Source organism: Methanothermobacter sp., from assembly GCF_030055435.1.
GTDB lineage: Archaea > Methanobacteriota > Methanobacteria > Methanobacteriales > Methanothermobacteraceae > Methanothermobacter.
This window is the reverse complement of sequence record NZ_JASFYG010000004.1, coordinates 157,189-169,847: the sequence shown is the minus strand read 5'-3', so window position 1 is coordinate 169,847 and position 12,659 is coordinate 157,189. Positions and strand designations below refer to the sequence as shown.

Here is a 12,659-nt window from a genome sequence, read left to right as displayed (position 1 = left end):
TAACTTGGTCTCCTCATCGAGATTTGGTTTGCCCAAAAAGCCATGGATTTTTATTTTTAAATTCACGGAGCCAGGGTGAAAATTCCATTTCACCACCCCTGAACCAGCACCAGTCTTCATGTTCACTGCTGATTTTCGGAACACCCCCTTTAAATTCAGTAGAGAAGATAATGTTGACTGATACCTTCTCCGGGAAAACCTGCTCAAATGCACCCAGAACATGCACAGGCCTGATTTTAAGGCCGGTCTCCTCATGGACCTCCCGTGATAGCGCTTCATCCAGTGTTTCACCACTATCAGGTTTCCCACCGGGAAGCTCCCATAGTGAGGGGTTTGTTGCCGAATCACCGGCTCTTTTCAGAATGAGAACACCATCATCACCCCTTATAAGGGCCCTAACGACAGGTATGAATGGTTTCATATCTTCACATCCCACGAACTTTTATTAGTCAGTTGAATGAAAGATTTGATTGATTCATTAATTAATCTGGGAGGATCATCCATATGTTTTCTGATATCGAGGTTAACGAGAATGGACACCTTGTGATTGGGGGTGCCGATGCAGTTGAACTGGCAGAAGAATACGGCACCCCACTCTATGTCATCGATGAGATGAGAATAAGGGACAATTACAGGAGGCTCCACAGTGCATTCTCCAGGAACTATTCAGATTTCCAGGTATTCTACGCCTGCAAGGCCAACACCAACCTCGCGGTCATGAGGATACTGGAGGAGGAGGGCAGTGGAATCGATGCTGTGTCCCCTGGGGAGATCTACATGGCCCTCATGGCAGGCTTCGACCCTGAAAGGATCCTCTACACCGGCAACAATGTAAGGGATGATGAACTGCAGTTTGCACTCGAAGCTGGTGTGAGGATCAATATTGATTCAAGGTCACAGCTTCTGAGGCTGGCGGAGATGGCCCCTGAGGGACTTGAGGTATCATTCAGGGTCAACCCCCTTGTGGGTGCAGGCCACCATGAGCACTGCATCACCGGAGGGGAGATGAGCAAGTTCGGTATCATGGAAAGCGAGGCCCCGGAGGTCTACAGTCTCGCACTTGACCTTGGTCTTAAACCGGTGGGTATACATGCCCATATAGGGTCAGGGATACTTGACCCGGAGCCCTTCATGCTGGCAGTTGAGTCCCTGATGGATATTGCAGGGAGGGTCCATGGGGAGACAGGGGTCGAATTTGAATTTATAGACTTCGGCGGAGGTCTGGGTATACCATACACTCCAGATGAGGAGCCACTGGACATCGATGAATTCGCATCAAGAATAACTGGCCTCTTTAAGGATAAACTATCTGATTATGGACTTGGAAAGCCTGTGATGTGCCTTGAGCCTGGAAGGTACATAGTTGGGGATGCATCATATCTCCTAACACGCGTTAACACAATAAAGGAGAGCTACAGGAAATTCGCAGGGGTTGACGCGGGCTTCAACACACTGCTGAGGCCTGCCATGTATGGATCCTACCACCACATCCTGGTTGCAGACAGGCCCCTTGCCGGGCCCTCAGAAAAGATAGACATAGCAGGGAATGTCTGTGAATCAGGGGACCTCTTTGCAAGGGACAGGCCCATGCCTGAGGTCAGTGAGGGTGACATCCTTGCCATCATGAATGCAGGTGCCTACTCCTTCTCAATGGCCTCCCAGTACAACTCCCGCCCACGACCGGCCGAGGTGCTTGTAAGGGATGGTAACGCTGAGGTTGTAAGGAGGAGGGAGACATTCGCTGATCTACTGGCAGGGCAGATTGTACCTGCAAGACTCCTTAAGAGGTAGATAGAATGACGAGGATGATAATGTTCTCCAAGATGCATGGACTTGGAAATGACTATGTGGTTATAGATGAGAGCACACAGGAATGCATACCCGAGGATAAAAAGCCTGAATTCGTCAGGGAAGTCTGCACCAGGGGATTCTCTGTTGGGGCCGATGGCGTCATATTTGTCCAGCCAGCAGCTGGTGAGGGGGATATAAGGTTCAGGATATTCAACGCCGATGGAAGCGAGGCAGAGATGTGCGGTAACGGGATAAGGTGCTTCTCAAAGTTTGTATATGAGAATGCAATCGTGAGAAAGAGAAAACTTGACGTTGAAACCCTTGCAGGCATCAAAACTGTGGAGCTTGAGATCGGGGATGATGGTTCAGTGGTCTCCTCAAGGGTTGATATGGGCACAGCAACATTCAAGACAGACCAGATACCCATGGATGTGGGGGAATGCGAGTTCATAGACCGTTTCCTCCCAGTTGAGGGTGAAGATATCAAACTCACAGCCCTGAGCGTCGGAAACCCCCATGCGGTGATATTCGTGGATGATGCCGAATCGGTGGACCTGGAGCGGCTTGGCCCCGCAATAGAAAACCACCCCCTCTTCCCTGAGAGGATCAACGTGCACTTTGTTGAGGTGGTTGATCCATCTGAGATCATCATGGTAACCTGGGAGAGGGGCGCCGGGCCAACCATGGCCTGTGGAACAGGGGCCACAGCCAGTGTTATTGCTGGAGTTAAACTTGAAAAACTGGATGACAGCGTCCTGGTGCATCTACCTGGAGGTGAACTAAAAATAGACGTCTACCAGGAGGGTACAGATCTGGGGGCCTACATGGAGGGCGATGCGGTCCTAGTGTTCGATGGGATACTCATAAGGGATCCCTAGCTTTCATAATGGCCCTTATGAGTACTATCTCCTCAAAGAAGTACCTTTCACTCGCGGTAACCTCTGCATCAAAACCAAGACTCCTGAGCCTTTCAAGTGTCCTCCGGGTGTCTGAGAGTGAGGATTGAACGAGCTGGACTCTTCCACCGGGCTTGAGGTGTTCAGCCACATCATCAAGGAAGCGGTCTATAACCCTCCTCCCGTCGGGTCCCCCATTCCAGGCAAGGTCTATGGGGTCCTCTGTGAGATCCTCCTCTCCCATCGGGAGGTAGGGGGTGTTGAAGAGTATAACATCGAATTTATCACCCCTCACAGGATCAAAGAGGTCCCCCTGGAGTACCCTTAACCTGGAGCAATTCAGGGTAGCGTTTTTCCTGGCACATTCAACTGCAGCGGGATTTATATCTGTTGCAGTCACATCGGCCTTCTCTGAGGCCTTTATGGCAACCAGCCCAGTACCGGTGCCTATTTCAAGGACCCTTTCGCCCTCTCTAACATCAAGGTTATCTGCAAGGAGGAAGGTGTCCTCTGCAGGTTCATATACGTCCCTGCATGTTTCGATTTTCAGATCACCGTACCTTATCATTTCAACCATCCTCATCAAGGAGGAATATGTCCTCGATGTGCTCCCCCCCGAGGGCCCTTGTGATCCTGTGGGCGAGGATGAGGGAGGGATTGTAGCGCCCCCTCTCAAGGGCTATTATGGTCTGCCTTGTAACCCCCACTATCTCTGCCAGTTCCTCCTGGGTCAGTCCAAGTTTATTTCTGTATTCCTTTATCAGGGTTTTCAATTTTCCCTCTCCAGGCGATAGTTTGTCACTGATTTGGTGATAACCCCTGCAACCAGTGCAATAACCGGGACTGGATCCACGTAGGGGTCACCCTTAAGGGAACTTGAGATGAGCTGGATGAATATTCCCACAACAAGGACCGGCATCATGGCCCAGGCCGCGTTTCTCTCGGCTACTGCCTCGTGGAGGTATTCCCTTTCATCCCTCCTGACCTTCCACATGACATCAAACATGTCAAGGAAGAGGAATACCAGCCATGCGGCCGTCACATATATTCTTGCCATGGTGTTGAGGGGCAGGAGCTGGACCGCTACAAGGATGAGAAGCACAGATGCCAGGTATACAGCGCCCTGCCAGGTTTTAACTGAAACTCCCCAGCCACCATACTTTCTTCTTCCAAACCATTCGGGTCTTGCTATTATCAAAACAACCACCATGTAAAAAATAGTTTACATAATATTTATATTTTTCTATTGTGGTGCACTTGAGAGAGGTACTGGTGCTCATGAGGGCGATGATAGCTCCTCAACGCGTTCTGCAATCTCAAGTATCTCCTCTGGCTTCAGCTGGAAGACCCTCTTCTCAAGTATCTCAGATGGAAGAACATCCAGAACTTCACTGAAGTTCAGGTCGGCATTTATCTCGTGAAAAGACTCCCTGAGTGACTTGGAGGTTTTTTTCTTTCTGTGCTGAAAGAGGGCACGGCACACATCCTCAAAAAGTGCCGGTAGCCTGAAACCAGTGGGCCTTAAAGTCACGACTGCAGAGTCAACACGGGGCCTCGGGAAGAAGCAGCCCCGTTTGAGGTAATCAACTATCTGAACCTCTGCAAGGAAGTGCAGCATTACGGAGAGCCTTGAGTAATCCCGTGTACCTGGCTCTGCAACCATCCTTGCAGCAAACTCCTTCTGGTACATGAGGACCCCCAGCTCGAATTCATGCCTCAGAAGCCTGAAGGTTACAGGGGAGGATATCTGGTAGGGCAGGTTGGATACAACCTTGTTGAAGTCGGGAAAATCAACCTTGAGGGCGTCACCAACGATGATATCCACGTTGTCCACTTTTATTCTATCGGCAAGGATACCTGCAATGAATGGGTCACTTTCGATTGCAGTGACATGACCTGCAAGTTCTGCCATGGGGAGTGTCAGTGTACCTATGCCGGCCCCTATCTCCAGGACATGATCATCGGGCCCCAGATCGGCATATCCCAGTATGCGCTGTCTCTTGCCGTCATCAACAAGGTAATTCTGCCCCAGACTCCTTCTGAGCCTGACACCGTACTTCCTCAGAACATCCCTTGTCTCTCTGTAGAGTCCCGTCATAAAATAAATTGGTTATTGGGTTAAAATCAGTCCCTCTTCTTCTGGGGAGGCCTTGTGAATATTGTGTACTTCCTTTTTCCCCGCTTGGCGCCCTCAACATCCAGTTCCATGAGGACCCTCCTGACGATGAGTTTAACAGGGTCTGATAGCATCGGGACCCTGTTCTTTATGTCCTCAAAACTCTCAAAGGGCTTTTCCTCACGGGCCTTCAGGATATCCCACATATGCTTTTTACCGATTCCTGGAAGAAGTTCAAGCTGATGAAGCCTGGTGCTTATGGGGCCCGCCTCATTGAAGAAACGCACGAACCTGTCCTCGTTGGACTTTATTATTTCCTCAATGACGTAGGGCAGTTCAACCCTGGCCGTGGCCGTGAGTTCATTGTGCCGGAGTCTCCTGTTGATCCTGGCTATCTTATCCCTTTTACCCTTACCTATGTAGACCTCCTCATGAATCTCAAGGTCAACATCTGGCCTGGGTGTTAACTCAAGGAGGGTGAACTCATCCTTTCCCAGAGCCTGGGCAACAGGCCTCTTCTTGAATGTACCGAAACCTTCACTCACGTAGCCAAGTGGAAGGTAATCCAGTATGATAGCGTACTCTTCCATGAAATCACATACTCTAATTTTTCAGGTCAGATATTATTTTTATTCGACCCGGTATTTATCTATTACCTCGAGTATACCTGGCAGGTCCTCTGCCTTTATGGGGACCCTTTCCTTGGCAAAGATTAAACGGAGGTCCGATAGGTCCACAGGCATAATATCTGCGATCTTGACAGCATGCCTCCTCTTTATGTTGGGGATACCCATCAGTTCCTCAATGAGACTCCTGCTGGTTTCAGGGTCAAGCCTTGAAAAGCGGGTTACATGGTCAAGGACAAGGTTCTGCTCGTAGGTGAGCTCATGTTCTTCCCCGAATTTTTCAAGTATCTCCTTAACCTCTGCCATTGAAACAGGTTCACTTTCCAGAACCTTTTTCCCTATCATGGGAATCACTCTTGCATCTGAAGGTGCTCTGGCCTCACCACAAGCTGTTTCTCCTTTTTACCATCCCTTATGGACACCACATATGATCTGCCCATCATACCGGCAACACGGCCTGTTTTACCATGGAAGCGGGGGTGTGGCTGGCCCCTGTGGATGCTTGGATCTATTATTATGTGTACAAGGTCACCCTCACTGAAGCTCTGAATCTTCCTTGTTATCGGGTTTGATCTTCCAGGTCTTTTAACCTTCTGAAGCTTGTGTCTTGTTTTACTTCTGAAACCTCTTGATCTTCTCATTTTTTAACCTCCATAAAAGCCTGTGATGGCTTATAAAAGTCATTAAAACCTTACAAGAATCAGACATCTAAACTTATAACTTCTGTATTTAACATTTCCATAAATATATATTTTTCCTCAGGGTCAGCGAATCTTTTAAGTTGAAGGGGAGACCATCATAAGGCTTGTCTGCGGCTCAGATGAAGCTTCATGCGGCCTCCCCGACCTCAAGGACATCGAGGCTGGCGCACCTTGCAGGTACACCCAGGATGCTGCTCACACTGGGTTCTGTACGACCAGAATCCCCTGAGATCAGTTCCTTTATGTAAAGTCCACCCTCCGCCTTTATTATAAGTTCCAGGCGACCGTCAAGGCGTTTCCAGGATATGCCAAGGACCCTGCGTTCCCTGATCCTGTCAGCCCTTCTATGTGAAACCCTTAGCGGTGTCCGCTGCCTTATCAGATCAAGTTTCTCAAGCTTTACCAGGTCCTCATCAGATACGGCACCTTCGAGTTCAACAATGGCACGGTAGACCTTGTATTTTTTCCTTGATAACTCCTTGAGTTCCACCTTCCTGTTCCTGGAGGAGAACCTCAGATCAGCCACCTCAACCATGCCCCCGGCTCTTCTGTTTATCTCATCCTCCAGTGCCCTTAGATCTGGTGTGCGGATTGCCGGCTCCTTAATCTCCAGTACGAAGGGTCTTCCGGTTCCAAGCATCCGCACATCCACATCCTCTCTGCCAGAGCCATGGAACTTACTGTCACTTCCCTGCGTCGCCTCAAGGACAGGTTCTGATATGAGTTCCTCCACTGATGTGGGGTACATTTTACCAGTATAATCGCACCTACGGCACCCCCTACCACGGCAGCTCCTGCAGGGCCATCTTGTCTGGGGTATACCACGGACAAGTTTACGGTATCGTCCCTCAATGAAGATGGGGTTTATCTGAACATGGACCCTTATTTGCCCCCGCAGATCAACGGTTATTACAAGGTCTGGAGATTCAAAGTCCGCAGCACAGCGGAGGATGGAGATGACCCTCTTACCGATTTCACGGTTCAAATCCTTCTTGATACTCTCCACCTGTATTCCAAGGCGTCTGTTTATCTCTTCATCAATTCTGAGCACATCATCAGGGAGTCTTGTACCCACAAGTACTGAGGAGTACTCCAGGTTGAGTTCATCCACCTTCTTACTGGCCATCAGGGCAGCCTCATCGAGTCTCTCAAACATACCGCCACATACCAGGCAGGGGCCTTCCAGATGAAGTGAAAATTTTTCAACAAGCCTTTCACCCCTCAGGCGGTTCCCGGGACCCTCCATAACGTCAGAAAAACGTCTTCCAAGGCAGTGAGGACATATTTTAGAGTCTGTGATATCCAAGATGGCATCAAGTCTTTCCTGAACATCCATTTTAATTCTCCTGCTTTAGATCAGATCTATCTCATGAACTGCCTCATCAGCTGACCTAGAGGACCACCCATCTTCCTTCTGCCAAGGCCCTTCATGGCCTTCCTGGTGACCCTGTAGTACTTTAAAAGTTCCTTGACGTCCTCGTTCCGGGTACCTGATCCCCTTGATATCCTTCTGATCCTGGATTGCTTGATTATGTCGGGTTTTTCCAGTTCCTCCTCTGTCATGGAGTCCATGATGATAAGGTACTTCCTTATGGTCTCCTCAGTCATCTTTGTGGCGTCCTTGGGGAGTTTCCCAACACCAGGGAGCATATTCATGACCTGCTGCAGGGGCCCCATCTTGCCCATCATCTCAAACTGGACCCTCATATCCTTCAGTGTGAACTTCCCGGATAGTATGGCGTCTAGGGATTCCTCAGCAAGTTCCTCATCTGAGACCTCCTCAACCTTTTCAAGGAGGCTCTTAAGGTCCCCCATTCCAAGAAGCCTTGATATGAACCTTTCAGGGTCGAATACCTCCAGGTCATCTATCCGCTCCCCGGTACCTATGAACCTGATGGGGGCACCAATCTCTGCAACCGCTGAGAGTGCACCTCCACCCTTGGCTGACCCATCAAGCTTTGTAACGATTATTGACCCGATATCTGTGGCCTCCCTGAATGCAAGGGCCTGTTCCCTTGCCTGCTGGCCGATTGTCCCATCGATTACGAGTATAGCCTCATGGGGTTTAATGACGGCCGAGAGTTCCTCCATCTCCCTGAGGAGGTCCTTCTCCTCCTTGTGCCTTCCTGCGGTGTCGAAGATGATAACATCCTTTTTCTGAAACCTTTCAAGCCCCTTCTCTGCAAGGTCAAGGGCGTCTTTGTTTTCAGGGTCCCCGTAGACACTGATATCCTGCCCCTCTGTGTACTGCTTCAGCTGTTCAAAGGCCGCGGGTCTCCAGGTGTCTGTACAGACCACACCCACGGTGAAACCCTTCTTACGCAGGTACCTTGCAAGTTTACCTATGGTTGTTGTTTTACCGCTCCCCTGGAGCCCCAGGAAGAGTATCCGGTAGGGTTTCTCTTCTATCTTTAATTCATGGGACCTTTCACCAAGAAGCTTAACCATCTCCTCGTAGACTATACTTATGATGTGCTCCTTGGGCGTTATCCCCTTTGGGGGTTCCTCATTAAGAGCCCGCTCCTCTATTGATTTTGAAAGATTGAATACAAGTTTTATGTTAACGTCAGACTGGATCAGGGCCCTCTGTATATCCTTAATGACTTCCTTCACGACCTCCTCATCAACTATGGTCATCCCTGCCAGTTTTTTCATAGTTTTACTGAGACTCCTGCCCAGATTTCCAAGCATAGTTTCACCTGCAGTGATCAGTAATCATTAACTATTGTTGGGGCCAACTTATATATTAAGATCCTTTATAAAGCGTATCTGTGCCGCTGTGGATTCATCGAAACAGCCGCTCATCATCACTGTTCACATACCATAACGGGTGATTGAAAATGCTTGATAAACTAAAGGAAAGCCTCAGAAATTCCCCTGTAATAAAGAAGGGGGAGTATGACTACTTTGTTAACCCTGTAACTGATGGGATACCACTCACAGAGCCCGAACTCCTTGAGGAAATTGCAGATGAAATAGTGAGAAGATTCAACCCGGATCCGGCCAGTGTGGATAAGATAGTGTGCATTGAGGCCATGGGCATACATCATGCCACGGTGCTATCACTCAAAACCCGCATACCCTTTGTAGTTGTAAGAAAAAGGAGGTATGGGCTCCCCGGTGAGGTCGCGGTCCACCAGATGACGGGTTACAGTGAGGGAGAACTTTACATAAACGGTGTTGATGGGGACGACCGTGTAATGGTAATAGATGACGTCGTGAGTACCGGCGGAACGCTACTGGCTGTCCTTGAGGCCTTCAGGGAGATGGAAGTGGATGTTGTGGACGTTGTAACTGTCATAGATAAGGGTGAGGGCTCAAGGGTGGTGAAGGAGAGGACAGGGTTCACTGTAAGGAGCCTTGTGAAGGTGGATGTTGTTGACGGGCGGGTCATCGTTGAGGACATCCCGGATGGGGGCTGAATGATTAAATGTCACTCTATGATCTTGAAACAGGAAGGGTTATCAGGGAAATAAAAAGCCTAAAAGCGGATGTTGTAGGGCTTCAATTTCCTGAGGGACTTAAAACAAGGGCTGTTGAACTTGCAGAGATTATAGAATCAGAAACGGATGCGACAGCTGTTATATCGGCAGACCCATGCTTTGGTGCATGTGATGTTTCGGACAGGAAGATGAAGGGCATGGTTGACCTCATAATCCATTACGGTCATACACCGTTTCCCATTGACTATGAGGTGCCCGTCATATTCATTGAGGCCCGTTCAGGGGTTGATATAATGGGGGTCCTTGGGGATGCCGCCCGTCTCCTGGATGGCCATGAAAGGGTGGGCCTTGCAACAACTGCACAGCACCTCCACCTCCTTGATGAGGCAGCGTCCTTCCTTGAGGAGAGGGGCTTTGAGGTTGTTAAGGGGAGAGGGGTAAACACTGCCGAGGGGCAGGTACTCGGGTGTAACTTTTCAGCCATCAGGGATACCGATGCAGACGCATACCTCTTCATTGGAAGCGGAAACTTCCATCCACTGGGCATAAAACTTTTAACAGGAAGGGATGTTGTGGTGGCTGACCCCTACCATGGCGAAGTAAGGAGAGTGGATGAATTCGCTGATAGAGTCCTCAGGATCAGATTCGCAAGGATAAACAGGGCATCCTCTGCCAGTAGGTGGGGGATAATAGTCTCATCAAAGGAGGGACAGAGGAGATTCAAACTGGCTCTTAAGATAAAGAGGAAGCTGGAGTCCGCTGGAAGGGATGCATTCATCTTCCTGCTTGAAAATGTATCACCGGAGGCACTGCTGCCATTCAGGGAGATCGAGGCGTTCGTGGTTACCGCTTGCCCAAGGATTGCCATTGACGATTCTCAGATCTATGATAGGCCACTTCTTAACCCCTCGGAACTTGAGATAGCCCTTGGTGAAAGGGAATGGGAGGATTATGTACTCGATGAGATAATATTTTCTTGAAGATCTTAATGTTCGGCTTTCACTTGATCCGTGAAAAATACCATGTTATCCTCTTATGGCTATACGGTCCTGGGCACGGATCAATTCTGAACCTATCATACAAAAAGCATATATATAATCAGGAAGTAATCATAACTCACTATAAGTTGAGGTATTGTTTTTACCTTCAAGAGGTGAATGGATGAAAGTTAAATCTGGGGACATCGTTTTTCCCGGAGACTTTTTAGCTGTAAGTGAAGAGGCGCTCCCCTCAGAGGGGACCTACGACGACAATGGAGAAATAAAATCCCTTGTTGTTGGAGAGGTTGCAAGGGATGATAAGAAGAAGAGCATAAAGGTAATCTCAAAGTTCAGCACACCACCCGTCATCAGGGCAGGATCAAGGGTTATTGGAGAGGTAATAGATCTGAAGGGTCAGAGGGCCCTTGTGAGAATACACAGCATCAAGGGTAACAGGAGGGCCCTTGCAACCTACTTTGTTGGTGGCGTCCATGTTTCACAGGCAAAGAAGGGCTACCTCTCGAAACTTACAGAGGCCTTCAGGATAGGGGATATAGTGGAGGCAAGGGTTACAAAGGTTATGGGCCTTGATGGTATAGACCTCCAGACCTCCTCCCGTGACCTGGGTGTCATAAAGGCCATGTGCACAAGGTGCAGGCACTTCATGGAGATGAACGGCAGGGACGAGGTGAAGTGTCCCAACTGTGAAAACAGGGAAAAAAGGAAGCTATCAGCTAATTATGAAGGTTAAGGGGTAATTAAAAATGGAAGTCATTCTTAACAAGAGATATGAAATGGAGATAGTATTCGAGGGTGAAACACACACCCTCTGCAATGTACTGAGAAGCATACTGATGGAGGATGAAACCGTTAAGGCTGCGGCCTACTCCATCGACCACCCAATAGTGGGGGAACCACAGCTTTACATAAGGGCAAGGAGCCCCAAGAAGTCACTTATTAAGGCTGCCGAGACTCTCATTGAGAGATGCGATGAGTTCAGGTCACTCATAGAGTCAGCCTAACTATTTTTATGGAGAACCGTAATTTCAGGCAGATAAAATCCGAGATAAGGATTCTCGGAATAGATGATGCCCCATTCACACCCAGAAGTGACGAGGACGTGCTTCTTGTGGGCACAGTCTTCAGGGGAGGGCACTGGCTTGACGGGGTCCTCACAACGAAGATAAGGGTGGATGGGGATGATGCCACCGAGAAGATAGTTGAAATGGTGAATGGCTCAAGGCACCTCAACCAGCTGAGGGTTATAATGCTGGACGGCCTCACCTTCGGCGGCTTCAACGTGGCGGATATAAATGAGATATCCTCAAGAACTGGAATTCCGGTCATAGTGGTTGTACGCAAATACCCCGACCTTGAGAGGATAAGGAGGGCCCTGAAGCACAGATTCCCTGACTGGAAGAAGAGGTGGCAGATGATAGAAAACGCTGGGGAGATCCACCCCGTGGAATCCACCGAGACAGTTTACATACAGACAGCGGGTATAGACCCGGAGGATGCAGCTGAGATTGTGAGGCTCTCAACGACCAGGAGCTCCATTCCCGAGCCCCTCCGGGCGGCACATCTCATCGCATCAGGAGTTAAACTGGGCGAGTCAAGGGGCAGCGCATGAGGTATTGATATGAGGGCACCAGTACTCACAGTGGATGTGATAATAAGGTTATCAGAGGACACCGTGGTGCTTGTAAGGAGGGGAAAGCCACCATATGAGGGCTCATGGGCCATTCCAGGGGGATTCGTTGAATATGGAGAAACAGTGGAGGAGGCTGCAAGGAGGGAGGCCCTCGAGGAGACCGGACTTGAGGTGGAACTTGAGGGCCTTCTTGGCGTATACTCGGACCCCTCAAGGGATCCTAGGGGGCACACCGTGAGCATCTGCTTCACTGCAGTTGCTTCAGGGAGACCCGTTGCGGGATCCGATGCCGCCGAAGCCGGGGTGTTCCATATTGATGATATACCCTATGATAACCTCGCATTTGATCATTCAAGGATACTTGATGACTTCATAAAATCCATTAGAAACCAGAATGGAGTAAATTAAATCAAAAAAATTATAAGTCTAATCGCAGAAAAATTTTAAAAATCAAA

General features: G+C 49.2%; 18 protein-coding genes. 8 read left to right on the top strand and 10 right to left on the bottom strand.

Annotation, left to right across the window (positions count from 1 at the left end):
• Positions 1-13: 13 nt before the first annotated feature.
• On the bottom strand, positions 14-421 hold the full coding sequence (locus tag QFX30_RS06125; RefSeq protein ID WP_300489638.1) for an NUDIX domain-containing protein: 408 nt from the start codon (positions 419-421) through the stop codon (positions 14-16).
• A gap of 83 nt (positions 422-504) precedes the next feature.
• Here QFX30_RS06125 and lysA point away from each other — a divergent pair, with 83 nt between their 5' ends.
• On the top strand, positions 505-1,791 hold the full coding sequence (lysA, locus tag QFX30_RS06120) for a diaminopimelate decarboxylase (RefSeq protein ID WP_300489636.1): 1,287 nt from the start codon (positions 505-507) through the stop codon (positions 1,789-1,791).
• Positions 1,792-1,796: 5 nt separating this feature from the next.
• Positions 1,797-2,669: a diaminopimelate epimerase gene (gene dapF, locus QFX30_RS06115; protein ID WP_300489633.1), complete on the top strand. Its 873-nt coding sequence runs from the start codon at positions 1,797-1,799 to the stop codon at positions 2,667-2,669.
• On the opposite strand, the gene QFX30_RS06110 is transcribed toward dapF, so the two are convergent.
• The 9 genes from QFX30_RS06110 to QFX30_RS06070 all read right to left on the bottom strand — a co-directional run bounded on the left by QFX30_RS06110 (position 2,653) and on the right by QFX30_RS06070 (position 8,821).
• Positions 2,653-3,264, bottom strand: coding sequence for a HemK2/MTQ2 family protein methyltransferase (locus tag QFX30_RS06110; RefSeq protein WP_367186136.1), 612 nt, complete (start codon positions 3,262-3,264; stop codon positions 2,653-2,655). The two genes, dapF and QFX30_RS06110, sit on opposite strands and share 17 nt — an antisense overlap.
• Entirely contained in the window at positions 3,257-3,460 is a 204-nt protein-coding gene (locus tag QFX30_RS06105) for a helix-turn-helix transcriptional regulator (RefSeq protein ID WP_300489630.1), read from the bottom strand. Before QFX30_RS06105 ends, QFX30_RS06110 begins: the two co-directional genes overlap by 8 nt.
• Entirely contained in the window at positions 3,457-3,897 is a 441-nt protein-coding gene (locus QFX30_RS06100) for a hypothetical protein (RefSeq protein ID WP_300489627.1), read from the bottom strand. The genes QFX30_RS06105 and QFX30_RS06100 overlap by 4 nt, the downstream gene beginning before the upstream one ends.
• Positions 3,898-3,963: 66 nt before the next feature.
• The gene (gene rsmA, locus QFX30_RS06095) at positions 3,964-4,785 is read right to left on the bottom strand and encodes a 16S rRNA (adenine(1518)-N(6)/adenine(1519)-N(6))-dimethyltransferase RsmA (RefSeq protein ID WP_300489624.1); all 822 of its coding nucleotides are present in this window, start codon (positions 4,783-4,785) and stop codon (positions 3,964-3,966) included.
• Positions 4,786-4,811: 26 nt separating this feature from the next.
• Positions 4,812-5,393 carry a DUF655 domain-containing protein gene (locus QFX30_RS06090; protein ID WP_147671364.1) on the bottom strand — a complete coding sequence of 194 codons (582 nt, stop codon included), beginning with the start codon at positions 5,391-5,393 and terminating at the stop codon, positions 4,812-4,814.
• A 39-nt stretch (positions 5,394-5,432) separates the two neighbouring features.
• Complete coding sequence (locus tag QFX30_RS06085; protein WP_300477675.1) at positions 5,433-5,774, bottom strand: RNA polymerase Rpb4 family protein; 342 nt, start codon at positions 5,772-5,774, stop codon at positions 5,433-5,435.
• Between the two features lie 5 nt (positions 5,775-5,779).
• Positions 5,780-6,070, bottom strand: a complete 291-nt coding sequence (locus QFX30_RS06080) for a 50S ribosomal protein L21e (protein WP_300489621.1) — start codon at positions 6,068-6,070, stop codon at positions 5,780-5,782.
• Positions 6,071-6,257: 187 nt separating this feature from the next.
• On the bottom strand, positions 6,258-7,466 hold the full coding sequence (locus QFX30_RS06075) for a tRNA pseudouridine(54/55) synthase Pus10 (RefSeq protein ID WP_300489619.1): 1,209 nt from the start codon (positions 7,464-7,466) through the stop codon (positions 6,258-6,260).
• A 26-nt stretch (positions 7,467-7,492) separates the two neighbouring features.
• On the bottom strand, positions 7,493-8,821 hold the full coding sequence (locus QFX30_RS06070; protein WP_300489617.1) for a signal recognition particle protein Srp54: 1,329 nt from the start codon (positions 8,819-8,821) through the stop codon (positions 7,493-7,495).
• Between the two features lie 149 nt (positions 8,822-8,970).
• On the opposite strand from QFX30_RS06070, the gene hpt reads away from it, so the two are divergent.
• From hpt to QFX30_RS06040, 6 genes are all read left to right on the top strand, one after another.
• Complete coding sequence (gene hpt, locus QFX30_RS06065) at positions 8,971-9,552, top strand: hypoxanthine/guanine phosphoribosyltransferase (RefSeq protein ID WP_300489614.1); 582 nt, start codon at positions 8,971-8,973, stop codon at positions 9,550-9,552.
• An 8-nt stretch (positions 9,553-9,560) separates the two neighbouring features.
• The gene (dph2, locus tag QFX30_RS06060; RefSeq protein ID WP_300489611.1) at positions 9,561-10,553 is read left to right on the top strand and encodes a diphthamide biosynthesis enzyme Dph2; all 993 of its coding nucleotides are present in this window, start codon (positions 9,561-9,563) and stop codon (positions 10,551-10,553) included.
• A gap of 181 nt (positions 10,554-10,734) precedes the next feature.
• Positions 10,735-11,304 carry an exosome complex RNA-binding protein Csl4 gene (locus tag QFX30_RS06055; protein ID WP_300489609.1) on the top strand — a complete coding sequence of 190 codons (570 nt, stop codon included), beginning with the start codon at positions 10,735-10,737 and terminating at the stop codon, positions 11,302-11,304.
• A 13-nt stretch (positions 11,305-11,317) separates the two neighbouring features.
• Positions 11,318-11,575 (top strand): DNA-directed RNA polymerase subunit L, encoded by a 258-nt coding sequence (locus QFX30_RS06050; protein WP_300489607.1) that lies wholly within the window; start codon positions 11,318-11,320, stop codon positions 11,573-11,575.
• Between the two features lie 8 nt (positions 11,576-11,583).
• Complete coding sequence (locus tag QFX30_RS06045; protein ID WP_300489605.1) at positions 11,584-12,183, top strand: DUF99 family protein; 600 nt, start codon at positions 11,584-11,586, stop codon at positions 12,181-12,183.
• 9 nt (positions 12,184-12,192) lie between these two features.
• Entirely contained in the window at positions 12,193-12,612 is a 420-nt protein-coding gene (locus tag QFX30_RS06040) for an NUDIX hydrolase (protein ID WP_300489601.1), read from the top strand.
• Positions 12,613-12,659 lie beyond the last annotated feature (47 nt).